This is a genomic window from Pseudomonas iridis (assembly GCF_017980685.1).
GTDB classification, from domain to species: Bacteria; Pseudomonadota; Gammaproteobacteria; order Pseudomonadales; family Pseudomonadaceae; genus Aquipseudomonas; species Aquipseudomonas iridis.
In genome coordinates this window covers 191,550-214,728 of record NZ_JACXXO010000003.1, presented here as the reverse complement: position 1 = coordinate 214,728, position 23,179 = coordinate 191,550, and the positions used below count along the sequence as shown (strand labels likewise).

Genomic DNA, 23,179 nt, shown 5'->3' with positions numbered 1-23,179 from the left:
CTAGATCCCCTCGCCACAGATTTCTTCTTATGTTGGTTTTCGCGTGATGTATTTCATGACGGTCACCGGCAAATTTTCGTAAACCATCTCTTCGACCACCTCCCAACCCAGCCGCGCATACAGCGACTGCGCTGCGTCGGTGTACAGGTACAGTTCCGGCACATCCAGCGCCTCAGCCTCTTCAACAATGCGCTTGACCAGTTGCGAAGCAATCCCGCGGCCACGTTCTTCAGCCTTCACATAAACCCCGGCCAGCCAGGGCGTGAGTTCGGGGCGGACCTTCATGTCGCTGTCGATCAGCAGTGCGCCGCCCAGCAACCGGCCGTCTTCAATCGCAACCACGACACTGGGGATCGCACCTTTGCCGCACGCCGCACGCATGCGTTCGGTGCGGGCAGCAAGGGTGTCGCCGGGACGAAAGCCACTCCATTGCTTGAAGTTGAGTTCAGCCAGTTCTTCGATCAATTCAGGGTGATCGCACAGGTAATCAATGTGCACGCGGTGACCTCCATTTCGTGAGCAGAACAGCCACCCTAATGCGCTCATGAACGGTAATCAAATTGGCGTGGCAATCGCGTTTGTGCAGTTGCGCAATGTCGGGGCTGACCTAAGCTTCTGGCAGGGCGACAGATATTTGCCGGATACGCCGGAACAATCGCCGCGATGCGCAATCATTAGAGCGTGGATATCAAAAGGAGATGCGCATGCTCATCAGGTCACTGACCCTGACACTCTTGCTGGCAGTTGCCGGCCCCCTGTTCGCCGCTGACAACGATTCGCCGATTGCCGCAGACATGGGCCGCGCCCGACCGCTGATCGTGATCGCGCAAAGCACCGCCGACCCCGTGTGGCTGAACCTGAAAACGTCGCTGGACGACCCGGCCAACAAAAAGGGCGTCGCCGATCGCAATATCAAGGTTTACACCATTCTCAGTATGTCGGGTCAGCTCGACGGCAAGGACATGGGCCAGCAAGAGACCATGGCCCTGCTGCGCTCGCTGAAGCTGGGCGCCGGGGCTTATCCGAAAGTGTTCCTGGTGGGCAAGGACGGCGAGACCAAACTCTCCGCCTCGGGAGATGACGCAAAGACCATCGACCTGAAGAAAATCTTCGACACAATCGACGCCATGCCCATGGCCGAGAAAGAAGCGGCCGCCGCAGCAGCAGCCCAGGCCCCGGCCGCTGCCGAACCTGAACCGGCCAAAGGTGCGAAAGGCGCCAAGCCGGGCAAACCTGCCAAGGCGCCAGAAATGCCAAATGATTGAGGGTTCGACTTGAATCAAAAAATGGGCGACCTCTAAAGGTCGCCCATTTTTATTGCCTGCAAAAAGGGCGCTGCCGAAGGCTGCGATCTCTTGATCTTTAATTGGTCAGCGCACTGAAAATCTCATGCGCAATCTTCACCCGTTCCGCATTCGGGTAGTTCTTGTTGGCCAGAATCACGATGCCAATATCCTTCGATGGCACGAACGCCACGTACGCGCCGAAACCGCCGGTTGCGCCGGTTTTGTTGTAAAGCACATTGGCCGGCTCAGGCTGTGGCGGGGTCAGCCATTTGACCTTGTGCGGCTCCATCGCCATCGGCGTCGAGTTGCCGGCCTGCAGCTTCTCCAGGCTGATCGGGTAGTGATAACGCTCCCAGCCCAGACCCTGTGTCATATCGCCGACGGTGTAGTGACCGGTGTGGGTCGCGGCGATGGCTTTTTGTAGCGGCTGTTCAAGGTTCGCAGGCTTGAGGTTGGCCTCGACGTAGCGCAGCAGATCCGCCGCACTGGTCTTGATGCCGTAGGCTTCGGCGTCCAGTGCACCGGGGCTGACGCGAACCGGTTTGTCGTTCTTGTCGTAACCCTGCGCGTAGAGCTTCGCTTCTGAGGCGGGCACTTCAATGAAGGTGTGCTTGAGGCCCAGCTTCGGCAGCAAGGTTTCAGTCATGGCCTGAGCAAAGGGTTGACCGAGGCTTTTTGCCGTCAGGTAGCCGAACAGGCCGAGGCTGGGGTTCGAATACAGGCGATGGCTGCCCGGCGAATAGGCCGGTTTCCACTGCCGGTAATAGCCGAGCATCTTGTCCGTTGAGTCCGCATCAGCAGGAAACTGCAGCGGCAAACCGCCCGCGCTGTAGGTGCCCAGTTGCAGCACGCTGATGTTGTCGAAGGCGCTGCCTTTTAGTTCCGGCCAGAGCGTGCTGGCCTTGGTCGACAAATCCAGTTTGCCCGTGGCCTGCGCGTAACCGGCCAATGTCGCGGTGAAGGTTTTGCTCACCGAGCCGACTTCGAACAGGGTGTTTTCGCTGACCTTCTGCCCGGTGTCCTTGGCGGCGACGCCGTAGTTAAAGTAATGCGGCTGGCCGTTGATGGTCAGTGCAACGGCCAGGCCGGCAATGTTCTGTTGCTGCATCACCGGTGTGACGGCGGCTTTGACCAGCGCTTGCAGTTGCTCATCCGTTTGCGGGGCGCCGAGGCAGGTTGCAGCGCCGAATAACAGTCCGAACGCGCTACAGGAAAAGGCTTTGGTCAGGTTGATGGATGACATAAGTGAACCACTCTCCATGAGTGTTGATGGTGGTATCGCGCTACACTGCGGGCGATTTTTGTAATGGGCGGCTGATCAGCGCCGACAATTTAGGCAGTCCGACGTGAATCGACAAACGACGAAATCTTGGATTAGCCATTAGAAAAATTAGGGGCTGGGCATGATTCGACCGCAATTGCCGCTCAATGCACTGCGCGCTTTCGAAGCATCGGCGCGTCACTTGAGTTTCACTCGAGCTGCCGTGGAGCTGTGCGTGACTCAGGCTGCCGTCAGTCATCAGGTCAAAAGCCTCGAAGCGCAGCTCAACGTAACACTGTTCAAACGCCTGCCCCGCGGGCTGATGCTGACCAGTGAAGGCGAAACGTTGCTGCCGGTGTTAAGCACCTCGTTTGATCACATCGCGCAGATCCTCGAACGCCTTGCCGGTGGACAGTATCGCGAGATGTTGACCGTCGGTGCGGTCGGCACTTTCGCCGTGGGTTGGCTGTTGCCAAGGCTTGCGGACTTCCGGGCGAAACATCCGCTCATAGATTTACGGCTGTCGACGCACAACAATCGCGTGGATGTTGCCGCCGAAGGGCTGGATTATGCGATCCGCTTTGGCGCTGGCGCCTGGCACGGTATCGAGGCGATGCGCTTGCTCGATGCGCCGCTATCAGTGCTGTGCGTGCCGGAGATCGCCCGGCAATTGCACATGCCGGGGGATCTGTTGCAGCAGACGTTGCTGCGTTCCTATCGCACTGATGAATGGCCAGCGTGGTTTCAGGCGGCAGGTCTGGCGACACAGGCCGCGCCGCCGCAAAGCATCATGTTCGACTCGTCGCTGGCGATGATGGAAGCGGCGTTGCAGGGCAGTGGCGTGGCGTTGGCCCCGCCGCTGATGTTTGCCCGGCAACTGGCGGCGGATACAATCCGCCAGCCGTTCGCGATCGAGATCACTACCGGGAGTTACTGGCTGACGCGGTTACAGTCGCGGCCGGAGACGACGGCGATGAATGCGTTTAAAAACTGGCTGCTACAAATCGCTTTCTAGCACACGACCCTGTGGGAGCTGGCTTGCCAGCGATAGCGTTGGGTCAGTCACCTTCAATGTTGCCCGTGTTGACGTCATCGCTGGCAAGCCAGCTCCCACAGGTTTATGTCTCGGACCGGCAATCACCTACCTCCTGCAAAATTGAGAGTGCAGGAGATCCGTGATGTCAGTGAAGCGTTAGCGCACCAGACACGGCCGCTTGTTATCGAACTTCCAGCCCGGAATCAGAAACTGCATCGCCACGCTGTCATCCCGCGCGCCAAGGCCCATGCCTTTGTACAGTTCGTGAGCCTTGGCCACCTGATCCATATCCACTTCCACACCCAGCCCCGATGCCTTCGGCACCTGCACGCAACCTTCGACGATTTGCAGCGGTGCCTTGGTCAGGCGCTGGCCGTCCTGCCAGATCCAGTGGGTGTCGATGGCGGTGATTTCACCCGGTGCTGCCGCCGCAACATGGGTGAACATGGCCAACGAAATATCGAAGTGGTTGTTGGAGTGCGAGCCCCAGGTCAGTCCCCACTCATGGCACATCTGCGCCACGCGCACGGAGCCCTGCATGGTCCAGAAGTGCGGGTCGGCCAGCGGGATGTCCACCGATTGCAACTGAATCGCATGGCCCATTTCGCGCCAGTCGGTGGCGATCATGTTGGTGGCGGTTTTCAGGCCGGTGGCGCGGCGAAATTCAGCCATGACTTCGCGGCCGGAATAACCGTTTTCCGCACCGCACGGGTCTTCCGCATACGCCAGAACCTGATGCTGGTCGCGGCACAAGCGGATCGCTTCCTTGAGTGACCAGGCGCCGTTCGGGTCGAGGGTGATGCGCGCCTGCGGGAAGCGTTCGGCCAGCGCCGTGACCGCTTCGATTTCCGCGTCGCCACTGAGCACGCCGCCCTTGAGCTTGAAATCCTTGAAGCCGTATTTCGCGTGGGCCGCTTCGGCGAGGCGCACCACGGCTTCGGCGGTCATGGCCTTCTCGTGACGTACGCGGAACCAGTCGTTGTCGGCGTCCGGTTCGCTGCGGTAGGCGAGGTCGGTTTCGTGCTGGTCGCCGACGTAAAACAGGTAGCCGAGCATCTTCACTTCGTCGCGTTGCTGGCCTTCGCCGAGCAGCGCCGCGACTGGCACGTCGAGGTGCTGACCGAGCAAGTCGAGCAGTGCGGCTTCGAGGCCGGTGACCGCGTGAATAGTGATGCGCAGGTCGAAGGTTTGCAGGCCGCGGCCGCCGGCATCGCGGTCGGCAAAGGTCTGACGCACCTGGTTGAGCATCTTTTGATACGTGCCGATCGGGCTGCCGATGACCAGGCTGCGTGCGTCTTCCAGCGTCTGGCGAATGCGCTCGCCACCGGGTACTTCACCGACACCGGTGTGGCCGGCGTTGTCCTTGAGAATGACGATGTTGCGGGTGAAAAATGGCCCGTGGGCGCCGCTCAGATTAAGCAGCATGCCATCGTGGCCGGCCACCGGAATGACCTGCATGTCAGTGATGATCGGGGCTTTGGCGGTGTCGTGTGCGTTCATTGTTTTTATCCTTTTCGTATCTTTCAGAATCAGGCGTGTTTCGGCGCAGTTTCAGCTATAGCAATATCCGCAGCCGGCCTGGGCTTGGTGCGGGCGAAGAAGACGATGATCGCGGCAATGATCGAGGTAGCGGCCAAGCCGTAGAGGCCACCCTGAATCGAGCCGGTGTGTTCTTCGAGCAGACCGAAAGTGGTCGGCGCAACGAAGCCGCCGAGGTTGCCCACCGAGTTGATCAGCGCTATCACGGCGGCGGCAATCCGGGCATCCAGATAAGCCTGCGGAATCGGCCAGAACAGCGACGAAGCCGACTTGAAACCCAGCGCCGCAAAGCAGATCGCAACGAAGGCGAAGATCGGCCCACCCGTGGTGGACATGAACATCCCCGCTGCAGCGATCAGCAGCGCAGCGGCGACCCATGCCTGCTGGTGTTTCCATTTGGTGGAGAGGGAGGCGAAGGCATACATGCCGACAATCGACAGCAGCCACGGAATCGAGTTGAACAAGCCGACCTGCACATCGCTGAGTTCGCCCATCTTCTTGATGATGCTCGGCAGCCAGAAGGTCGCGGCGTAGATCGTCAATTGAATGAAGAAGTAGATCAGGCAGAACAGGATGATCTGCCGATCCTTGAGCAGTTTGCCCATTGATGGCCGGATCGGTGTGGCAGCTTCGCGGGCCTTCTGTTCGTCGTCGATGGCCGTGACGAGCGCGTCCTGTTCGGCGCGGCTCAGCCATTTTGCATCGTGAGGTTTGGCGTCGAGCCAGAACCAGACGAACACGCACAGGCACACCGAAAACATCCCTTCAATAAAGTACATCCATTGCCAGCCGTGCATGCCCAGCCCGTTGATTTGCAGGAGCAGGCCGGACAGCGGGCCGGAGATCAGGGACGCAATGGCCGAGCCGCTGAGGAAAATCGCAATGGCTTTACCGCGTTCGGCGCCGGGCAGCCAGCGAGTGAAGTAGTAGATCACCCCGGGAAAGAACCCGGCCTCGGCGACACCGAGCAGGAAACGCAGGATGTAGAAGTGGGTTTCGTTCTGGATGAACGCCATGCAGGTAGCGACCACGCCCCAGGTGAACATGATTCGGGTCAGCCAGATACGTGCGCCGACCTTCTGCAAAAGCATGTTGGAGGGGACTTCGAACAGCGCATAACCGATGAAGAACAGGCCGGCGCCGAAGCCGTAAGCGGCGGCGCCGATGCCCAGGTCATGTTCCATATGGGTACGGACGAAACCGATGTTCACCCGGTCAATGTAATTGACGATGAACATGATCACGAAGAGCGGCAAGACGTGGCGTTTCACTTTCGAGATGGCGGACGCCAGCGTTGGGTCAACGCCCTCGTTCATCCCGGAGACGGAGGTTTTCACTAGGTTTTCTCCCACTGATTATTTTTATGCGGGGTAGGGCTGGGTGCTGCGTTGTTGATAGACATCATACAACTAGGTTTTTTTGTCCTACAAGTGGGAAGGACCGACTAAATTCTTTGGAGAGGCAGATTTCTTATGCTTTTTTGGGTCGTAAAGTCCGTTTTTACTGGGTTTTTCTTGTGTTGCGCGGGCGTGTCTTTTGAACAGCTCCGCATGTTGGTTCAGCGAAACGCTTAATTCCTGAATGCGTTTTTCCGCAGGAATTGAGTGTTGTCATACAAGTTGATCGGGCCCAGAGGAGTAACATCGACCCTTGTCAGCCATCCCCGCAGTGCTACGATCCGCAAGCCCCGTTCACCGGAACCGACCATGCAAGAAGACCTCGACGCCCCCGCGCGCAAACGTGCGCACAACCTGGCCCACGACCTGGTGGAGAAGCTCACCCAGAGCATCCTGCTCGGGCAAATGTCGCCCGGCGACAAATTGCCGTCGGAGAATTCCATCGTTCAGGAATACGGGGTCAGCCGCACAGTGGTGCGCGAGGCGATTTCCAAATTGCAGGCGTCGGGGCTGGTCGAGACCCGGCATGGCATCGGCACGTTCGTGATCGAGCGGGCGCCGGAGCAGGGGTTGCGGTTGAACGTCGACACCGCGCTCGGGGTGCGCAGCATTCTTGAATTGCGCATGGGGCTGGAGACGCAAGCCGTGGCGCTGGCGGCGCAGCGCCGCAGCGAGCAGCAAGTGCTGCAGATGCGCCAGGCGCTGGATGACTATCAGCGTCTGTTGGCCAACAACGACAGCTGCGTTGAGGCTGATCGGCGCTTTCATCTGTTGATCGCCGAGGCCACTGGCAATGTGTGCTTCAGCGAGATCATGCAGCACTTGGGCAACGCGATGATTCCGCGGGCGCGGGTCAATGCAGTCGAGCGCGGGGCGTCGGATTTGAGCAAGCTGGGGCAACTGGCCAATCTGGAGCACGAGGCGATTTTGAATGCGATCAAGCGCCAGGATCCGGATGCAGCGCGGGCAGCCATGTGGCTGCATCTGACCAACAGTCGCGACCGGTTCCTCGCACAGGGTTGAGCGCCGTTGGTCTGTTCGATGGCACGCCGTTCCCGGGGCCGATTCCAAACTGTACGGCCCGGGTTTTCCGGACCTCTTTGGTGAGGTGCGTCATGGCTAACGACTTGCTGTTTCAGGGGGGAGTGCTTCCCTCCGACCCAACCCTCCCGGTGCCCGGCACCGATGAGCCGTCACTGGGCGATCACGATGCACCGCCAGGGATGACTCCGGGGCGCGATCCGTTGAGTGACGCCGATCGGCCGGAGGACTGGAAGGACCCACCGGCGGATGAAGAAATGCCGCCAGCGGATGAGCCGACGCCGTTGTCGGATGATCGGCGCTGATGGGCAGCTGGCTCTGATTGATGTGATGGCTCCCACAGGTTATGCGGGTGTGCAGCAGAACCTTTGTACAACCCCGAACCCTGTGGGAGCTGGCTTGCCAGCGATGGCGGCATCCGTCTCACTCGATATCAATGATTAGCGCACGCAGTCCGCCCCAGCCAAAACTGCCGCTCCAGATTCAACGCCAGCACACTGACCAATACCACCGCCGAGCCCGCCAGCATCAACAGGGTCGGCCGCTCGCCCAGCCCCACCGACGCAATCCCCATCGCCGTCGGCGGAATCAGGTACAGGGTCATGGTCGCCCGACTTAAATCCACATGCCTGAGCACAAACCCCCACGCCAGATAGGCCAGGGCACTTGGAAACACACCCAGCGCCAACACTGCCCATTGCACCCGCAGCGGCGCTTTCATCACCGCGTCGCTCAACCCCGGCAGATAAATCAGCAACAGCAATGTCCCCGACCACACCGCGTAGCACGTCAGACTCAAACTGTCATAGCGCCGGGCGTGATGCTTTTGCAGGGCGAAATAGATGCTCCAGGAAACCGCCGCCAGCAAGATCAGTAAGCCATGCGCGTCGATCTCGCCCACACCACTATCGCCGCTGACCACAATCGCCACGCCGACCAAACCCAGCAACACGCAGCCCCAACGCCAGACAGTGATTTGATCCTTGAACACAAAACGCGCCAGTAAAGTGCTGAACAGTGGACTCGATTGCGCCAGCACGCTCGACGCCCCGGCGCTGACGCTTTGCTGGCCGATGTTCAGCGCGACGTGATGCAGGCTGACCGCGAAGAAACCCAGGGCGAACAGCAGTGGTACGTCCTTCACGCGGGGAAGTTGAAGGCCTTTGAACGCGGCGATGACCGCCATGAACAACGACGCCAACAGAAACCGCAACAACGCCAGATGCCCGGGATCGTAGGCTTGCAGGCCGATGTGGATGCCGGTTGGCGAATACGCCCAGCAGCCGACGACAAACGCCATGGCCAGTAACATTTTCAGCGAAGCAGGGGACGGCATGATCGAGCACCAGTAGGCATGATGCGCCGAGTATCCGGGCGGGCAATCATTCGCCACAACTGACTTATACTGCGCTGAATGTTCACTCAGAGTGATGAGTATGGAGCTGGCACAAATCCGTATGTTCAAGACCGTGGCCGAGGAGGGCAGCATCGCCCGGGCGGCGGAAAAACTGTTCTGCGTGCCGTCGAACATCACCGCGCGGATCAAGGCGCTGGAGGCGGAGTTGGGCGTTGCACTGTTTCTGCGTGAGGGACGTGGGCTGCGCATCAGTCCGGCAGGGCAGACGTTTCTAGCCTATGCGCAAAAAATTCTGGCGCTGACCGCGGAGGCCAAACGCGCAGTTGATCCCTCGGCCGAGCCATCCGGGCCGCTGCGCATCGGCGCCATCGAATCGTCAGCCACCGGGCGTTTGCCACGGCTGCTTGCGAAGTTTCACAAGCGTTATCCGCAGGTCGCACTGGAACTCACCACCGGCACCTGGGGCCAGTTGCTCGACGACACGCTGAACCACCGCCTCGACGGCGCGATTGTCGCGGTGGACGTTGAGCGTTCCCAGCTCAAACGCACACCGATGTATCGCGAAGAGTTGCTGCTGATTGCCTCGACGTCGTTCGGGCCGGTGCACGGCATCGATGATCTTCAGGACAAAACCGTGTTCATGTGGCCGCAAGGCTGTCCGTATCGGGCGGCGCTGGAACACTGGTTGTTGCGTCAGGGGCAGGCGTTGCCGATTGTCAGCCTGGCCAGTTACGGGGCAATTGTCGGGTGCGTCAGTGCGGGGGCTGGCGTGGCGTTGGTGCCCAAAGGGGTGTTCGAGCAATACGCCAAAGGCGCGGGGTGTGTGGGCTATGAGTTCCCCGAACTGACGGCCATCGACAATCTGTTTTACTGGCATGAAAACGCCGGGGTGCACCCGGCGCGCGAGGCGTTTGTGGCGATGTTGCGCGAAGAATTCACTGCGTAAGAACAGTTACCCTCACCCCAGCCCTCTCCCGGAGGGAGAGGGAGCCGACCGAGTTGTTTTACGCTCGACATCGACCTGAAAAATCTCTGTCGACTATGGATTCGGTGAAGCAAGTCCATGTCGGTGAATCTCTGAAATATTCCCCATTCAGTCCTCTCTCACTCTGGGAGAGGGCTAGGGTGAGGGGCTTTCAGGCATTCGCCACATCGCGCATCAACAACCCGAAGCGCAAATCCACCCCGTCCGGAATCGGCACGAACACCGTGTGCCCATCCCCCGGCGCCACCTCGACAGCTTCACCCTTGAGGTTGCGCAGCTCCTGCAGATCAAAATGAAAGTTGCCCCCAGGCGTCATCAATTCCAGATGATCACCCAGCGCAAAACGGTTCTTCACCTTGACCTCGGCCAATCCGTCACGCCGCTCGCCGGTCAACTCCCCGACAAACTGCTGTCGCTCCGAGACCGAGCTGCCATGCAGATAATTCTGGTACTCGTCATGCACATGGCGACGCAGGAAACCCTCGGTGTAGCCGCGCTGGGCCAGTGATTCCAGATCGTTCATCAGGCTGCGATCGAACTCGCGCCCGGCCACCGCATCATCAATTGCCCGGCGATACACCTGCGTGGTGCGCGCGCAGTAAAAATGCGATTTGGTCCGGCCCTCGATTTTCAGTGAATGCACGCCCATGCGGGTCAGGCGCTCGACATGCTGGACCGCGCGCAGATCCTTGGCGTTCATGATGTAGGTGCCGTGCTCATCCTCGAAAGCGGGCATCAATTCGTCAGGGCGATTGGCTTCCTGCAGCAGAAACACCTGATCGGTCGGCGCGCCAAGGCCCAGGGTTGGCTCGGGCTGGAAGGTCTGGACGATCTCGCCCAGCTGATTCTGCGTGGCCTCCTGCGCCGAGTATTTCCAGCGGCAGGCGTTGGTGCAGGTGCCCTGATTGGCGTCACGTTTGTTCATGTAACCCGAGAGCAGGCAACGTCCGGAATAGGCCATGCACAGGGCACCGTGAACGAACACCTCCAGCTCCATGCCCGGCACCTGCTCGCGGATTTCGGCGATTTCTTCCAGCGACAGTTCGCGGGACAGGATAATCCGGCTCAGGCCCTGTTGCTGCCAGAACTCGACGCTCGCCCAGTTCACCGTGTTGGCCTGCACCGAAAGGTGGATCGGCATCTGCGGGAAATGCCGGCGCACCAGCATGATCAGCCCCGGGTCGGACATGATCAGCGCGTCTGGCGCCATCTCGATGACTGGCGCCAGGTCCTTGAGAAAGGTCTTGAGCTTGGCATTGTGCGGCGCGATGTTGACCACCACGTAGAAGCGCTTGCCCTGCGCCTGCGCTTCACGAATACCCAGTGCCAGATTGGCGTGATCGAACTCGTTGTTGCGCACCCGCAGGCTGTAGCGCGGCTGGCCGGCGTAAACCGCATCGGCACCGTAAGCAAAGGCGTAACGCATGTTTTTCAGGGTGCCGGCGGGGGCGAGCAGTTCGGGGGCGGCGAGAGTGAGTGTGGGAGTCATGGCGGCAGCGCTCGCAAAAGCGCGGCAGGGTAGTGCGGTTGTCTCCAGGGTTTATTGATCTGGATCTATGCTCCTTGAATAAAGATGGCACTCGCGCGGGTGAAGGCGGACTAAGTGGAGCGGGCGTGTGTGACGCCTGACTGACATGGATCGGACATGAACGAAAAAAGTCTTCAATTCAAATCCCTCACGGTGCTGTTGGTGCTGGTGACGGTGGCCTTTATCTGGATTCTGCTGCCGTTCTACGGCGCGGTGTTCTGGGCGGTGATCCTCGGCATTCTGTTTGCGCCGATGCAGCGTCGGTTGCAGGCCAGATTCGGCTGGCAGCGCAACCTGACGTCGTTGTGTACGTTGAGCGTCTGTCTGGTGATTGCGATTTTGCCCGTGATCATCATCAGCGTGTTGCTGGTCCAGGAAGGGGCGATGGTCTACAAGAACATCGAGAGTGGCGAGCTGGATGTCGCGGCTTATCTGGCGCAGTTCAAGCAGAGCCTGCCGCCGTACTTCCAGCATTTGCTGGACCGTTTCGGCATGGGCGAGCTGAACGGCTTGCGCGACAAAATCGTCAAGTCGGCGATGCAGGGCAGCCAGGTGCTGGCCACTCAGGCATTCAGTTTTGGCCAGGGTACGTTCGAGTTTGTGGTGAGTTTCTTCATCATGCTCTATCTGCTGTTCTTCTTTCTGCGTGACGGCCCGGAACTGGCGCGCAAGATACGCACCGCCGTACCGCTGGAAGAGAGTCACAAGCGACGCCTGCAGCTGAAGTTCAACCGCGTGGTGCGGGCAACGGTGAAGGGCAACCTGGTGGTCGCGGTCACGCAAGGCGCGCTGGGCGGCGCAATCTTCTGGTTTCTCGACATCCCCAGCGCGCTGCTGTGGGCGGTATTGATGGCGTTTCTGTCGCTGTTGCCCGCGGTCGGAGCCGGGATTGTCTGGGCACCGGTGGCGATTTATTTCCTGCTCAGCAACATGATCTGGCAGGGTGTCGTGCTTGGCTTGTTCGGCATTTTCGTGATCGGGCTGGTCGATAACGTGCTGCGCCCGATTCTGGTCGGCAAGGACACGCGCATGCCCGACTACCTGATCCTGATCTCGACCCTGGGCGGTCTGGCGGTATTCGGCTTGAACGGGTTTGTGATCGGGCCTTTGATTGCCGCGCTGTTCATGTCCAGCTGGGCGCTGTTTATCGAGACCAAGCCCAAGGTGCAGTTGCCTTAAACCTGGAACCGCGCGCCGGCGACCTGTTGCGACAGTGCCTGCGCTGCCGGCAAGGACGTGAGCGGGCCGCTGATCGGCTCGCCGTCACGCACCAGATACCAACAGGCGAGCAATCCCAGCTCTCTGAGTGAGGCAGGAACGGCGCTGCCAATAACGGACATGATTTGAACCTGAGCCATGACAAGGACCTCCATCAATCGATGGCGCTACCTTAGGGACTTGGCGTTCTCAGGGACAATCAACGCTTTCGATAGTGGTCATTGATAACAGTGAGGGCTGTTTCAATCGACCACTTGATCAAGCATCTGCATCACTTCGCGCTCATTGAGCAGGCCCTTGTGCACGAGGTTCTCGGCCAGCAGCGAAAGAAACTTGGCGCAGCGGTGGCCTTCCAGGTGCTTGAGCTCGGTCAGCGCGCTGTACACCTTGCTGGAGGTGCACAAGCCGACGATGCGGTGCGGATTTTGTGTTGGCATGGAGTCGTCCTTGTTGTTATCAACCTGTTGTTTACGGACGGATTCAGCTTGCGGTTCCGTCATGACAAATAAATGACCGTTCGATGTTTCCCCAGCGGTCGAATCCATCATGCCGACTTTAGCTGTTGAAACTGTCCTCACAGCGACCTTGGCGAGATTTTTTCAGACGGCGGCCGACAGACGGTCACAAAAAAGCCCCGCTATCAAGGCGGGGCTCTGTGTTTCGGTTACCAGCGTGGGCCACCGTAGTAACCGTGTGGCCGACCGTAATAACCGCGAGGCGGGCCGTAATAGACGGGCGCCCGTTGGATATATACCGGTTGCTGCACATACACCGGTGCCGGTTGGTAATAAACCGGTGGGGGCGGCTGTTGCACGTAAACCGGTTGTGGCTGAACGTAAACCGGTTGCTGCTGGACATACACCGGTCGATCCTGATTGATCAGCGCCGAGCCGATGATGGCCGAGCCGACGATCGCGCCAAACACCGCAGGGCCTTGCCAGCCATGGCCACCACCGGCTTCTGCCTGTCCTGTGACAGCGAGTGCGCCAATCAACATTGCCATGATGGAGAGTTTACGAATCATGATAATTCCTCGGTTCTTCGACCCGGCGGCAGGGCCTGCACCAGGCCCGCAGTCGTCGCGGGGATACTTCTAAGACAGCGTTTTTTTGAAATTCAGCACAGTCGCCAGGTAAATTTTGTGTAAGGTCTGTACCGTTTTCTTTACCGGACGCTCAACGCTAACGTCATCGCGTACAGCCACGCCGATATGATCGAACAGAACCCGATGGGCTGGCTAATCCCGCCCATCCGAAAGTGCGTTTGAAGGAGAAGTTTCATGCAGATGAACCCGAACAAAGACACCCAGCTGTGCATGTCCCTGTCCGGCCGGCCGGGTAATTTCGGTCTGCGTTTTCATAACCATTTGTATGAGCAGTTGGGCCTGAATTTCTACTACAAGGCCTTCGCCAGTAAGGATCTGACCGGCGCAGTCAGTGGAATTCGCGCGCTGGGCATCCGTGGTTGCGGAGTGTCGATGCCGTTCAAGGAGGCCAGTATTGCGCTGGTCGATGAGCTGGACGCGTCGGCGGCGGCGATTCAGTCGATCAATACCATCGTCAACACCCATGGCCATCTCAAGGCTTACAACACTGACTACATTGCCATCGCACAGCTGCTGGAAACCCATGCGGTGCCCAAGGAATCGACCTTCGCACTGCGCGGCAGCGGTGGCATGGCCAAGGCTGTGGCCAGTGCCCTGCGCGACGGTGGCTACAAAAACGGTTTGATCGTCGCCCGTAACGAGCGCGCCGGGCGTGCACTCGCAGACTCGCTCGGCTACCGCTGGCTGGCCGCGTTGGGCGATGAGCGCCCGCAGATGCTGATCAACGTCACTCCGGTCGGTATGGACGGTGGCCCGGAAGCAGGGCAACTGGCGTTTGAGCCTGAGGTGATCAAAGCGGCGCAGACTGTGTTTGATGTGGTGGCGATTCCTTCGGAAACGCCGCTGATCGTGCGCGGACGGGCTGAAGGCAAGCGAGTGATCACCGGGCTGGAGGTGATTGCGATCCAGGCGCTGGAGCAGTTCGTACTTTATACCGGGGTGCGGCCGACCGAAGAGCAGTTTCAGGCCGCGGTGGAGTTTGCGCGTAGCTGAAAGTCATGCGGTGAATGAGCTGGCCCAATCGCTGGCAAGCCAGCTCCCACAGGGATCTGCGGTGAACACAATACCTGCGTATCACCAAGACCCAATGTGGCAGCTGGCTTGCCAGCGATGAGGTCGGCACATCCAGCTGATTTGTAACTGACGGACCGCTATCGATAGCAGGCTGGCTCCCTCGCTGATTTCAGGTGTTTATTCCAGCCGCGCCAGACGCTCTTCCAGCGCCGCAATCCGCGCCTCAAGCTCTTCGATACGCTCCACCGAAACACCGCTAGCCGCGCCACGCTCCTGAGGGTTGTGCCGCGCCGCCAGAATGACCTCGATATCCGCCGGATCACCCAGCGCATGGGTGTAACGATCTTCGCGCTGCCCGGCCTGACGTGGAATCAGCACCGCCAGCCCGCGAGCAATCAGGCGCTCGAGCTGGTGCAACACCTGCTCGGCATCTTCGAAATCATGCATGCGCCCGCTGCGAGTCAGCAGTTCGTTGATGGTTTGCGGGCCACGCAGAAACAGCAGCCCCGCCAGAATCACCTGCGCCGGCACCAGCTCCAGCGCCTTGTCGACCTTGTGCTCCCAGCGGTCGGCACGACTGCCCATGACAAGCTTGGCAAAACCGCGACCTTCCAGAGCGCGCAGGCTCTGGCCAACCTGGCCCTGGGTCAGGTTCATCACCGGTTCACGGCTGGTTTTCTGATTGCAAGCGGTGACCAGTGCGTTGAGGGTCAACGGATAGGTTTCCGGGCTGGTGGCCTGTTTCTCGATCAACGAACCGAGGATACGGATTTCTGTGGCGTTAAGCCGTGGCTCGTCGAAGGTGGATTCTGGTTCGGTGGTCATCGCGCGTTCCCTCAGCAGTCGAAGGCGCCTAGCGTAATCCTTGCCAAACAAAAGGCAAGCCGTGTGGTCATCAAGCATGGCTATAATCGCCCCCATGTTCCACCCAGCCACTACACGAGACTGCCATGACCATTTCCCTGTACGCCGCATCCGTCCCGGTTTTTCAACAAATGCTCAACGCCCTGAGCGATGTCCTGAAAAAGGCTGAAGCCCACGCCACCGAGAAAAACATCGACCCGAACGCCTTCCTGCAAGCTCGCCTGTACCCGGACATGTTCCCGCTGACCCGTCAGGTGCAGATTGCCGTGGACTTCGCCAAAGGTGTTTGCGCGCGTCTGGCTGAAGTCGAACTGCCGAAGTACGACGACAGCGAAACCACCTTCGCCGAGCTGCAAGCCCTGATCGCCAAGGTCCTGGCCTTCATCGGCGAGATCAAGCCAGAGCAGATCGATGGCAAGGAAGGCATCGAAATCGTTACCCGTCCGGGCACGCCGAAAGAAAAGCGCTTCAGTGGCCAGTCCTACCTGCTGACCTACGGTCTGCCGCAGTTCTTCTTCCACGTCACCACCACTTACGCCTTGCTGCGTCACAACGGTGTTGAAGTGGGTAAACGCGATTACATGGGCGCGTTCTAAATCGCCAAGAGCCCCTCACCCTAACCCTCTCCCGGAGGGAGAGGGGACTGACCGAGCTGATTGGTCGAGATACGTAGACGTGAGATATCAAGTCGAACTCTGGATCGGAAGCGACAAAGATCAGCTCCCTTTCCCCCTCGCCCCCCATGGGGGAGAGGGTTGGGGTGAGGGGGACCGCGATTTCAGCCACAAAAAAGCCCGCCAAGGTTCACACGTTGGCGGGCTTTTTTATCGCAGCGTAATTACGCGGTGCGGCGAGCTTTCTCTTCCTCACCCAGGCACGCCGCTGCGGTAAACAGCACGTCGGTGGAGGAGTTCAGCGCGGTTTCGGCGGAATCCTGCAGTACGCCGATGATGAACCCTACCGCGACCACCTGCATGGCGATCTCGCTTGGAATGCCAAACAGGCTGCACGCCAGCGGGATCAGCAACAGCGAGCCACCGGCCACACCCGAAGCGCCGCAGGCGCAGATCGCGGCCACCACACTCAGCAGGATCGCCGTCGGAATATCCACGGTGATGCCCAGCGTGTGCACTGCAGCCAGGGCCAGCACGGTGATGGTAATCGCCGCGCCGGCCATGTTGATCGTCGCACCCAGCGGGATCGATACCGAGTACGTGTCTTCGTGCAGGCCCAGACGCTTGCTCAATTCCAGGTTGACCGGAATGTTCGCCGCCGAACTGCGGGTGAAGAATGCAGTGATGCCGCTTTCGCGCAGGCACTTGAGGGTCAGCGGATACGGGTTACGACGCAGCTTCCAGAACACGATCAGCGGATTCATCACCAACGCCACGAACAGCATGCAGCCCAGCAGCACCGCCAGCAGGTGCGCATACCCCATCAGCGCGCCGAAACCGGACGTGGCCAGCGTCGAAGCGACCAGGCCGAAGATCCCCAGCGGGGCGAAGCGAATCACCACGCGCACGATTACCGTGACGCCGTTGGACAGATCGCCCAGCACTTCGCGGGTAGTGTCGCCGGCATGGCGAATCGCGATGCCCATGCCGATCGCCCAGGCCAGAATGCCGATGAAGTTGGCGTTCATCAGCGCGCTTACCGGGTTATCCACCACGCTCAGCGCCAGGCTTTGCAGCACTTCACCGATACCGCCCGGCGCGGATACCGCAACGTTTTCGGTGGCCAGTACCAGATTGGACGGGAACAACATGCTCGCGACCACGGCCACCGCTGCTGCGGAGAAGGTGCCCAGCAGGTAAAGGAACAGAATCGGACGGATGTGGGTTTCCTGGCCGTGCTTGTGGTTGGCGATCGACGCCATGACCAGCACGAACACCAGAATCGGCGCCACGGCTTTCAATGCCGAAACGAACACCTTGCCGATAAACGCCGTCGATTTCGCCGCTTCCGGCGCGAACATCGCCAAGACGATACCGGCAATCAGGCCGATCACGATCTGCGTGACCAGGCTCAGGTTTTTCAAGCGTTGCAATAGAGAAGGGGATGAAGCGGTCATGACGGCATCTCTGTTTTTTATTGGGTACAAGGTTGCGTGAGGCGGTGGCAAAACCAGGGCAGACCACCACCACGCAGCGAAAGTGTTGACGCAAATTCAACGTCCTTAAACAGACCGTTGAACAGGTGTACGTTTTTCAGGGCGCGGACTTTATCACAGCGTAGGCCTTATCCTTCAGGCATGTGACGATCTGCCACCGATCTGTCAGCAAGATAGACAGGTTTGTGCAAGTCAGTCCGGACACACTCTGTTAAGATCGCGCATCCTCATTTTCAAGTTCTGCCAGCGGGCCTTCCGGTCATCGCTGGTGTCGTCGTTTCTTTGGAGTTTCCCATGCTGTTGCCCATCCTTCTGTTGTCCGCCGCCGGTTTCACGGTGCTGACCACGGAATTCGTTATCGTCGGCCTGCTACCGGCGATAGCCCGAGACCTTGAGGTCACCATCCCGCAGGCCGGTCTGCTGGTGACTTTATTCGCTTTTACCGTGGCGATGTTCGGCCCATTCTTGACCGCGTATTTCGCTCGCTTCGAGCGGCGCAAGCTGTTTATCAGCATCCTGATCATGTTTGGTCTGGCCAATACCGTGGCCGCACTGGCGCCCAATATCTGGGTGATGGCGATTGCCCGGTTGATCCCGGCGCTCGGCCTGCCGGTGTTCTGGGCGCTGGCCAGTGAAACGGCGGTGGACATCGTCGGCCCGGACTTTGCCGGTCGAGCCATCGCCAAGATCGGCTTCGGCATTGTTTGCGCCACGGTGTTCGGCATTCCGGTCGGCACCTTGATATCCGATGCGTTCGGCTGGCGCAGCGCGTTTGGCATTCTGGCGGTAATCGCCTTTGCCAAGGCATTGCTGCTGTTTGTGTATCTGCCGAAAACCGACCTGCACCAGCATCAGGTCAGCTTCAGCTCGCAGTTCAAGATCTTGCGCAGCCCGCTGATGATCGGCCACGTCGTGCTGTCGATTCTGGTGTTCAGCGGCATGTTCACCGTTTACACCTATCTGGCCGACATCCTTGAACGCCTCGCCGGTTTCAACGGCACGGTGGTTGGATGGTGCCTGATGGGCTTTGGCGCGGTCGGCTTGATCGGCAACTCGTTGGGTGGTCGTGCAGTGGACCGCCATCCGCTGGGGGCGTCGGTGTTGTTCTGTGCGTTCATGATTGCCGGCATGGTGTCGCTGGTGCCGAACATTCATTCGCCGCTGGGTTTGACGGTTGCGATGGGCATCTGGGGCGTGACCCAAGCGGCGTTGTTCTTGGTCAGCCATGTGCGCTTGATGAAAGCCGCGCCAGAAGCGCCGGCCTTCGCCGCATCGCTGAACATTGCCGGGGCCAATCTGGGGATCGGTCTGGGCGCGATGGTCGGCGGCCGAGTCATCGACAGCGCAGGTCTGGGCTTCCTCGGGTTTGCCGCCGCAGGGTTCATTCTGCTGTCGGTGTTCCTCGCCATGGTGCTGATGACGCTCAAGCCGCGCGACGTCTGCGCCCAGGGTTCATAACGCGGTAAACAGCTCGCGTCGGGCACCTTCGGTAATCGCAACGATGCCGGGGTGTTTGACCTTGCGCTCCACGGATATGGCATAGAACGACTCGGTCACCGCGTCGGTCTGGCCGATCAGCTGAACGCCGTACTGACGCTTCACTTCCTCGGCAATCACGCTGGGGCCGATAAAAATCCCGCTGCCCGATTGGCCGAAGGCCTGCATCAAGGCACTGTCATCGAACTCACCGACGATTTGCGGCTGGATCTGCTGCTCGGCAAACCAGCGCTGCAACCGACTGCGCACCACGGTTTCCGGTCCGGGAATCAACAGCGGGGCGCCGTGCAGACTGCGCGGAAAATCCTGACCGAAGCGCGCAGCCAGTTCGGCGGTCGCGAAGAAACTGATCCCGCACTCACCGAGTTTCTGGCTGTAGCCCTTGATGTCGAGATGCGACGGCATCGGGCTGTCGGAAATCACCAGATCCAGGCGCTGGATCGCCAGATCCGCCAGCAAGCGTTCGAGTTTGTCTTCGCGGCAGGTGATGCGCAGTGGTTCGTTCAGCTCCATGGTTGGCGCGATCAGGCGATAGACGATGGATTTCGGCACCACGTCAGCAACACCAACGCGGAACAGAATCTGCTGTTCGTTGGGTTGTGCGCGCAGCATCAGTTCCAGTTCACCGCCCAGTTGAAACATCTGCTCGGCGTAGGGCAGAGCCTGACGCCCGGCCTCGGTGAGCTCCAGTTGCCGGCCAACCCGTCTGAACAATTCAATGCCGTACGTTTGCTCGAGCAGGGAAATCTGCCCGCTGATAGTCTGTGGCGTCAGGTTCAGCTGCTCGCAGGCACGCACGATACTGCCGGTCTTGGCGACCACCCAGAAATAATGCAGTTGTCGGTAATTGAGCATTGGCGGCTCCGTCAGTTCGTAAAAGCCGAAGTATAGCCGCTAAAAATACGAATTTTCCTGAAGTGTTCGGCTCCCTAGAATGCCCAGCCATCGAGGGTCGGTCTGTGACCCTGACTGTTTATTCCAAGGAAGCCTCATGAAATACACATTCCCTGTGTTGATGTTTACGTCTTTACTGGTTCTGACCGGTTGCGATCAAGCCGAGAAAAGCGCTCAGCAGTTGATGGGCAAAGCGGCCGAAAGCGCCAAGCAAGCCATCGACGACACCCACAAGGCTGCCGAGCAAGCAATCAGCGACGCCACTGGCGGGCTGATCGAGAAAAAAGAACCATCGGAAAAAGACTCGGAAACTTCCGAATCTTCCTCCAAGACCATCTAAATCGTCTTACACAGAGTCAGGACTGACCCATGGAATATCTGTTAGAACTCGCCGCCAGCCCCACCGCCTGGGTTGCCTTGGCCACACTGGTCGTGATGGAGATCGTGCTCGGCATCGATAACCTGATCTTCATTTCGATCCTGACCAACAAGTTGCCTGAGCAGCATCGCCAGAAGGCGCGGCGCATTGGTATCGGCATGGCGTTGATTCTGCGTCTGGCGCTGTTGAGCACCATCGCGTTCATCGTGCAGTTGACCGAGCCTGTGATTGACATCCTCGGCCAGGCTTTCTCCTGGAAGGACATGATCCTGATTGCCGGTGGTCTGTTCCTTGTCTGGAAAGCCACGACCGAGATCCATCACAGCATGGACCCGGCGCCGGAAGACCCGAAGTCGGCCACCTCGACGGTCACGCTGGGCTTTGCTGCGGCTATCGGCCAGATCCTGGTGCTCGACATGGTGTTCTCGATCGACAGCATCATCACTGCGGTCGGCATGACCGAACACTTGCCGATCATGATCATCGCGGTCGTGGCCTCGGTACTGGTGATGTTGTTGGCTGCTGATCCGCTGGCCAAGTTCATCAACGACAACCCGACGGTGGTGATGCTGGCCCTGGGCTTCCTGATCATGATCGGCATGACGCTGATCGCCGAAGGCTTCGGCGCCCACGTACCGAAAGGTTATGTGTATGCAGCCATGGCGTTCTCGGCCGGGATTGAAGTGCTGAACATGCTGTCGCGTCGTGCCAAGCAGAAGAAGTTGGCCGCGCAGGCGTAATAGCTGAAAAACAAAAGACCGCTTGAACTCCTGGAGCTCAGGCGGTTTTTTTCGGCTATGGATTTGTGGCGTGGATAGAGCCAGCCCCTCATCGGAACGCCGCCCGTCCAGCCCTCTCCCGAGGGAGAGGGCGTGGATCCTCGGGCCTTTCAAATCTTGAGTTCGGCTCGGGCTTTCAGGTCGGTGTACCTCGAGAGAACAACCCCCTCGGTTCCCTCTCCCTTCGGGAGAGGGCTAGGGTGAGGGGCTTTTCGCTTAATGCGCAGTTGCGTGGCGTACGCGTTGCTCTTCTGCCTTTTCCACCAGCGTGGTCTGGACAGGATGATGATGATGATGATGATGATGATGATGATGATGATGATGATGATGATGGCGCCGCGCAATGCGCAGCACTCCCCAAAGCATGGCGGTGGCCACAGCCAGCCAGCCGGCAATCAACATTACGATGGTCATGGTCAGGCTCATCAGTGCCTCCTCTTTGCCCTGCATCGGGCGCCCACTTTTTCAGTTCGCTCTGTCTCAGTGACAGTCTAGTCACTGCGGTGTTTCAAGCTATTGACCAAAGGTCGGTGATGACCAATCAGTTTGCTCTATGCAATCGATGTGTCTGCGGTTTAAGGCTATACCGCAGCCTTGCGGCGTCCTATGATCCTTGACCTTGCCGGAACACGACGACCGGCGTCTGAACAGAGAGTGACAAAGGTGCAGGTATTTTCTCGAATTCGTGCGGCGCTGTTGGTGGCCGGATGCGCGGCTGTGATGGCCGGGTGTGCGAGCACTGTCGCGCCGCAGGTCAAGCGACTGCCGGAACGGGTCGAGCTGAGCGGCACGTTCTATCGGGGCGAAGCCAATCAAAGCGGCCCGCAGGTGTTGGCCAGTCTGTTGTCGCAGCAAGGCATCGTCATCACGCCGGGCTTGCTGGAAAAACCGCTGCACCTGCCCGGTGCGGAGGACAAGCTGCAACAGAACATCCAGAACCTCGCCCGGGAATACGGCATGGTTGTATATCCGCTGGACAAGAGCTTGCCGGCCTTGTTGACTCAGGTTGCCGCAGGGTTCCCGGTAATGGTGCGGTTCAGCGAAGGTTCGGCATTCTGGGCTGAGCCGCGTTACGCGATTCTTTCCGGTTACGACCGCAATAAACAGAAAGTGCTGCTGCGCGCGGGTATGAACCGTCGCGAGCTGATGAGCTTCAGCGCTTTTGAATCGGCCTTCGAAAAGTCTGGTGGCTGGGCCATCCTGATCCAGAAACCTGCGCAGATTCCTGTGGACGTGGATCGTCAGCGCTGGCTCAAGGCTGCCGACGAGTTGTCTCAGGCCGGTCAGGAACCCGAAGCGGCGCAAGCGCGTAAGGCACTGGCCGCGCACTGAGTCTCCGTTCGTCATCTGCCGGGCACGACTGCGCCCGGCAGGCCTCTGAAGATGACAACCCGTTGTTCACGGGTGAACAAGGAGGCGACATGACAGATTCTCGATCCCCGCAAGGCCCGCATTCTTCCGAGCATTCCTCAGGCGATGACCTGGGGTTTGATCCGGATTCGCCGGATGTCGCCGATCCACAAGTTGATCCCGTAGGTCCCGCCAAGGCACCGCTGGATGTGGAGCCCGGTGAAGAAGAAAAGAAACCGGCCAAACCCTACGATCCTTTAGCCAATCTGAAACCTTGATGTGAGGTGCGTATGAGTACCGATTCAAGCTTCGATGACCAAAAGCCCGACAGCGTGCCGACGACGCCTGAAGAGGGCGTTGATCCAGTGCTCGATCCGGACAGCCCGATGCGCGACCCAATGGCCCGGCCCTTGGTAGCTCCTGGGCTTACGCCCGATACCAGCAAGGGAGATGGCATTCCTGACGATGACAAGATGCCGTTGCCTAACGACTGAGGCGCGTAGATGAAAAAAAGCCCCGAAGATTCGGGGCTTTTTGTT

At 59.3% G+C, this 23,179-nt stretch carries 27 protein-coding genes; 14 read left to right on the top strand and 13 right to left on the bottom strand.

Annotated features, from left to right (window positions below; genetic code table 11):
- Positions 1-27 precede the first annotated feature (27 nt).
- Complete coding sequence (locus tag IEQ42_RS08565) at positions 28-498, bottom strand: GNAT family N-acetyltransferase (protein WP_210703212.1); 471 nt, start codon at positions 496-498, stop codon at positions 28-30.
- Between the two features lie 206 nt (positions 499-704).
- Here IEQ42_RS08565 and IEQ42_RS08560 point away from each other — a divergent pair, with 206 nt between their 5' ends.
- The gene (locus IEQ42_RS08560) at positions 705-1,265 is read left to right on the top strand and encodes a DUF4174 domain-containing protein (protein WP_210703211.1); all 561 of its coding nucleotides are present in this window, start codon (positions 705-707) and stop codon (positions 1,263-1,265) included.
- Between the two features lie 97 nt (positions 1,266-1,362).
- Here the strand turns inward: IEQ42_RS08560 and ampC are convergent, their stop codons facing one another.
- Positions 1,363-2,529, bottom strand: a complete 1,167-nt coding sequence (ampC, locus tag IEQ42_RS08555; protein ID WP_210703210.1) for a class C beta-lactamase — start codon at positions 2,527-2,529, stop codon at positions 1,363-1,365.
- 160 nt (positions 2,530-2,689) lie between these two features.
- Between ampC and IEQ42_RS08550 the strand changes: the two genes are divergently transcribed.
- Positions 2,690-3,562, top strand: a complete 873-nt coding sequence (locus IEQ42_RS08550; RefSeq protein ID WP_210703209.1) for a LysR family transcriptional regulator — start codon at positions 2,690-2,692, stop codon at positions 3,560-3,562.
- Between the two features lie 177 nt (positions 3,563-3,739).
- On the opposite strand, the gene gudD is transcribed toward IEQ42_RS08550, so the two are convergent.
- Together gudD and IEQ42_RS08540 are read right to left on the bottom strand one after the other, a co-directional pair.
- On the bottom strand, positions 3,740-5,083 hold the full coding sequence (gudD, locus tag IEQ42_RS08545; RefSeq protein WP_210703208.1) for a glucarate dehydratase: 1,344 nt from the start codon (positions 5,081-5,083) through the stop codon (positions 3,740-3,742).
- A 29-nt stretch (positions 5,084-5,112) separates the two neighbouring features.
- Complete coding sequence (locus IEQ42_RS08540; protein ID WP_210703207.1) at positions 5,113-6,459, bottom strand: MFS transporter; 1,347 nt, start codon at positions 6,457-6,459, stop codon at positions 5,113-5,115.
- Between the two features lie 369 nt (positions 6,460-6,828).
- Here IEQ42_RS08540 and IEQ42_RS08535 point away from each other — a divergent pair, with 369 nt between their 5' ends.
- Together IEQ42_RS08535 and IEQ42_RS08530 are read left to right on the top strand one after the other, a co-directional pair.
- Complete coding sequence (locus IEQ42_RS08535) at positions 6,829-7,542, top strand: FadR/GntR family transcriptional regulator (protein WP_210703206.1); 714 nt, start codon at positions 6,829-6,831, stop codon at positions 7,540-7,542.
- Positions 7,543-7,634: 92 nt separating this feature from the next.
- Positions 7,635-7,865, top strand: a complete 231-nt coding sequence (locus tag IEQ42_RS08530; RefSeq protein WP_210703205.1) for a hypothetical protein — start codon at positions 7,635-7,637, stop codon at positions 7,863-7,865.
- 128 nt (positions 7,866-7,993) lie between these two features.
- Here IEQ42_RS08530 and IEQ42_RS08525 read toward each other — a convergent pair whose 3' ends face one another.
- A complete protein-coding gene (locus tag IEQ42_RS08525; RefSeq protein WP_210703204.1) occupies positions 7,994-8,896 on the bottom strand; it encodes a DMT family transporter in 903 nt (300 codons plus the stop codon).
- A 100-nt stretch (positions 8,897-8,996) separates the two neighbouring features.
- On the opposite strand from IEQ42_RS08525, the gene IEQ42_RS08520 reads away from it, so the two are divergent.
- A complete protein-coding gene (locus IEQ42_RS08520) occupies positions 8,997-9,863 on the top strand; it encodes a LysR family transcriptional regulator (protein WP_210703203.1) in 867 nt (288 codons plus the stop codon).
- A 190-nt stretch (positions 9,864-10,053) separates the two neighbouring features.
- On the opposite strand, the gene trhP is transcribed toward IEQ42_RS08520, so the two are convergent.
- The gene (gene trhP / locus IEQ42_RS08515) at positions 10,054-11,391 is read right to left on the bottom strand and encodes a prephenate-dependent tRNA uridine(34) hydroxylase TrhP (RefSeq protein WP_210703202.1); all 1,338 of its coding nucleotides are present in this window, start codon (positions 11,389-11,391) and stop codon (positions 10,054-10,056) included.
- Positions 11,392-11,547: 156 nt separating this feature from the next.
- On the opposite strand from trhP, the gene IEQ42_RS08510 reads away from it, so the two are divergent.
- On the top strand, positions 11,548-12,609 hold the full coding sequence (locus IEQ42_RS08510; protein WP_210703201.1) for an AI-2E family transporter: 1,062 nt from the start codon (positions 11,548-11,550) through the stop codon (positions 12,607-12,609).
- Here the strand turns inward: IEQ42_RS08510 and IEQ42_RS08505 are convergent.
- The 3 genes from IEQ42_RS08505 to IEQ42_RS08495 form a co-directional block, all read right to left on the bottom strand.
- Positions 12,606-12,788, bottom strand: a complete 183-nt coding sequence (locus IEQ42_RS08505; RefSeq protein ID WP_042560038.1) for a hypothetical protein — start codon at positions 12,786-12,788, stop codon at positions 12,606-12,608. The genes IEQ42_RS08510 and IEQ42_RS08505 overlap by 4 nt on opposite strands.
- Positions 12,789-12,890: 102 nt before the next feature.
- Positions 12,891-13,085 (bottom strand): hypothetical protein, encoded by a 195-nt coding sequence (locus IEQ42_RS08500; RefSeq protein ID WP_115147320.1) that lies wholly within the window; start codon positions 13,083-13,085, stop codon positions 12,891-12,893.
- A gap of 227 nt (positions 13,086-13,312) precedes the next feature.
- The gene (locus IEQ42_RS08495) at positions 13,313-13,672 is read right to left on the bottom strand and encodes a hypothetical protein (protein WP_210703200.1); all 360 of its coding nucleotides are present in this window, start codon (positions 13,670-13,672) and stop codon (positions 13,313-13,315) included.
- A gap of 255 nt (positions 13,673-13,927) precedes the next feature.
- Here IEQ42_RS08495 and IEQ42_RS08490 point away from each other — a divergent pair, with 255 nt between their 5' ends.
- On the top strand, positions 13,928-14,746 hold the full coding sequence (locus IEQ42_RS08490) for a shikimate 5-dehydrogenase (protein WP_210703199.1): 819 nt from the start codon (positions 13,928-13,930) through the stop codon (positions 14,744-14,746).
- A gap of 198 nt (positions 14,747-14,944) precedes the next feature.
- Here the strand turns inward: IEQ42_RS08490 and IEQ42_RS08485 are convergent, their stop codons facing one another.
- The gene (locus IEQ42_RS08485) at positions 14,945-15,592 is read right to left on the bottom strand and encodes a YceH family protein (protein ID WP_210703198.1); all 648 of its coding nucleotides are present in this window, start codon (positions 15,590-15,592) and stop codon (positions 14,945-14,947) included.
- Positions 15,593-15,717: 125 nt separating this feature from the next.
- Here IEQ42_RS08485 and IEQ42_RS08480 point away from each other — a divergent pair, with 125 nt between their 5' ends.
- Entirely contained in the window at positions 15,718-16,227 is a 510-nt protein-coding gene (locus tag IEQ42_RS08480) for a DUF1993 domain-containing protein (RefSeq protein ID WP_210703197.1), read from the top strand.
- Positions 16,228-16,469: 242 nt separating this feature from the next.
- Here the strand turns inward: IEQ42_RS08480 and sstT are convergent, their stop codons facing one another.
- Positions 16,470-17,702 carry a serine/threonine transporter SstT gene (gene sstT, locus IEQ42_RS08475; RefSeq protein WP_210703196.1) on the bottom strand — a complete coding sequence of 411 codons (1,233 nt, stop codon included), beginning with the start codon at positions 17,700-17,702 and terminating at the stop codon, positions 16,470-16,472.
- A 333-nt stretch (positions 17,703-18,035) separates the two neighbouring features.
- Between sstT and IEQ42_RS08470 the strand changes: the two genes are divergently transcribed.
- Complete coding sequence (locus tag IEQ42_RS08470) at positions 18,036-19,199, top strand: MFS transporter (protein ID WP_210703195.1); 1,164 nt, start codon at positions 18,036-18,038, stop codon at positions 19,197-19,199.
- On the opposite strand, the gene nhaR is transcribed toward IEQ42_RS08470, so the two are convergent.
- Positions 19,194-20,093, bottom strand: a complete 900-nt coding sequence (nhaR, locus tag IEQ42_RS08465) for a transcriptional activator NhaR (protein ID WP_042560030.1) — start codon at positions 20,091-20,093, stop codon at positions 19,194-19,196. The two genes, IEQ42_RS08470 and nhaR, sit on opposite strands and share 6 nt — an antisense overlap.
- A gap of 136 nt (positions 20,094-20,229) precedes the next feature.
- On the opposite strand from nhaR, the gene IEQ42_RS08460 reads away from it, so the two are divergent.
- Together IEQ42_RS08460 and IEQ42_RS08455 are read left to right on the top strand one after the other, a co-directional pair.
- Entirely contained in the window at positions 20,230-20,472 is a 243-nt protein-coding gene (locus IEQ42_RS08460) for a hypothetical protein (protein ID WP_042560029.1), read from the top strand.
- Positions 20,473-20,501: 29 nt separating this feature from the next.
- On the top strand, positions 20,502-21,251 hold the full coding sequence (locus tag IEQ42_RS08455) for a TerC family protein (protein ID WP_200611884.1): 750 nt from the start codon (positions 20,502-20,504) through the stop codon (positions 21,249-21,251).
- Positions 21,252-21,506: 255 nt separating this feature from the next.
- Here the strand turns inward: IEQ42_RS08455 and IEQ42_RS08450 are convergent, their stop codons facing one another.
- Positions 21,507-21,716 carry a hypothetical protein gene (locus IEQ42_RS08450; RefSeq protein ID WP_210703194.1) on the bottom strand — a complete coding sequence of 70 codons (210 nt, stop codon included), beginning with the start codon at positions 21,714-21,716 and terminating at the stop codon, positions 21,507-21,509.
- 180 nt (positions 21,717-21,896) lie between these two features.
- On the opposite strand from IEQ42_RS08450, the gene IEQ42_RS08445 reads away from it, so the two are divergent.
- The 3 genes from IEQ42_RS08445 (at position 21,897) to IEQ42_RS08435 (ending at position 23,134) form a co-directional block, all read left to right on the top strand.
- Positions 21,897-22,622: a peptidase C39 family protein gene (locus tag IEQ42_RS08445; RefSeq protein ID WP_210703193.1), complete on the top strand. Its 726-nt coding sequence runs from the start codon at positions 21,897-21,899 to the stop codon at positions 22,620-22,622.
- An 89-nt stretch (positions 22,623-22,711) separates the two neighbouring features.
- Complete coding sequence (locus tag IEQ42_RS08440) at positions 22,712-22,918, top strand: DUF6021 family protein (RefSeq protein WP_042560025.1); 207 nt, start codon at positions 22,712-22,714, stop codon at positions 22,916-22,918.
- 12 nt (positions 22,919-22,930) lie between these two features.
- Positions 22,931-23,134, top strand: coding sequence for a hypothetical protein (locus tag IEQ42_RS08435; RefSeq protein WP_150618319.1), 204 nt, complete (start codon positions 22,931-22,933; stop codon positions 23,132-23,134).
- The last annotated feature ends 45 nt before the right edge of the window (positions 23,135-23,179 follow it).

Coding starts and splice junctions, on each gene's coding strand:
- IEQ42_RS08490 (WP_210703199.1), top strand. CDS start 13,928: ATGCAGATGAACCCGAACAAAGACACCCAGCTGTGCATGTCCCTGTCC.
- IEQ42_RS08445 (WP_210703193.1), top strand. CDS start 21,897: ATGATCCTTGACCTTGCCGGAACACGACGACCGGCGTCTGAACAGAGA.
- sstT (WP_210703196.1), bottom strand. CDS start 17,702: ATGACCGCTTCATCCCCTTCTCTATTGCAACGCTTGAAAAACCTGAGC.
- IEQ42_RS08450 (WP_210703194.1), bottom strand. CDS start 21,716: ATGAGCCTGACCATGACCATCGTAATGTTGATTGCCGGCTGGCTGGCT.
- IEQ42_RS08550 (WP_210703209.1), top strand. CDS start 2,690: ATGATTCGACCGCAATTGCCGCTCAATGCACTGCGCGCTTTCGAAGCA.
- IEQ42_RS08535 (WP_210703206.1), top strand. CDS start 6,829: ATGCAAGAAGACCTCGACGCCCCCGCGCGCAAACGTGCGCACAACCTG.
- IEQ42_RS08485 (WP_210703198.1), bottom strand. CDS start 15,592: ATGACCACCGAACCAGAATCCACCTTCGACGAGCCACGGCTTAACGCC.
- gudD (WP_210703208.1), bottom strand. CDS start 5,083: ATGAACGCACACGACACCGCCAAAGCCCCGATCATCACTGACATGCAG.
- IEQ42_RS08525 (WP_210703204.1), bottom strand. CDS start 8,896: ATGCCGTCCCCTGCTTCGCTGAAAATGTTACTGGCCATGGCGTTTGTC.
- IEQ42_RS08460 (WP_042560029.1), top strand. CDS start 20,230: ATGAAATACACATTCCCTGTGTTGATGTTTACGTCTTTACTGGTTCTG.
- trhP (WP_210703202.1), bottom strand. CDS start 11,391: ATGACTCCCACACTCACTCTCGCCGCCCCCGAACTGCTCGCCCCCGCC.
- IEQ42_RS08455 (WP_200611884.1), top strand. CDS start 20,502: ATGGAATATCTGTTAGAACTCGCCGCCAGCCCCACCGCCTGGGTTGCC.
- ampC (WP_210703210.1), bottom strand. CDS start 2,529: ATGTCATCCATCAACCTGACCAAAGCCTTTTCCTGTAGCGCGTTCGGA.
- IEQ42_RS08505 (WP_042560038.1), bottom strand. CDS start 12,788: ATGGCTCAGGTTCAAATCATGTCCGTTATTGGCAGCGCCGTTCCTGCC.
- IEQ42_RS08495 (WP_210703200.1), bottom strand. CDS start 13,672: ATGATTCGTAAACTCTCCATCATGGCAATGTTGATTGGCGCACTCGCT.
- IEQ42_RS08520 (WP_210703203.1), top strand. CDS start 8,997: ATGGAGCTGGCACAAATCCGTATGTTCAAGACCGTGGCCGAGGAGGGC.
- IEQ42_RS08470 (WP_210703195.1), top strand. CDS start 18,036: ATGCTGTTGCCCATCCTTCTGTTGTCCGCCGCCGGTTTCACGGTGCTG.
- IEQ42_RS08440 (WP_042560025.1), top strand. CDS start 22,712: ATGACAGATTCTCGATCCCCGCAAGGCCCGCATTCTTCCGAGCATTCC.
- nhaR (WP_042560030.1), bottom strand. CDS start 20,093: ATGCTCAATTACCGACAACTGCATTATTTCTGGGTGGTCGCCAAGACC.
- IEQ42_RS08480 (WP_210703197.1), top strand. CDS start 15,718: ATGACCATTTCCCTGTACGCCGCATCCGTCCCGGTTTTTCAACAAATG.
- IEQ42_RS08530 (WP_210703205.1), top strand. CDS start 7,635: ATGGCTAACGACTTGCTGTTTCAGGGGGGAGTGCTTCCCTCCGACCCA.
- IEQ42_RS08510 (WP_210703201.1), top strand. CDS start 11,548: ATGAACGAAAAAAGTCTTCAATTCAAATCCCTCACGGTGCTGTTGGTG.
- IEQ42_RS08500 (WP_115147320.1), bottom strand. CDS start 13,085: ATGCCAACACAAAATCCGCACCGCATCGTCGGCTTGTGCACCTCCAGC.
- IEQ42_RS08560 (WP_210703211.1), top strand. CDS start 705: ATGCTCATCAGGTCACTGACCCTGACACTCTTGCTGGCAGTTGCCGGC.
- IEQ42_RS08435 (WP_150618319.1), top strand. CDS start 22,931: ATGAGTACCGATTCAAGCTTCGATGACCAAAAGCCCGACAGCGTGCCG.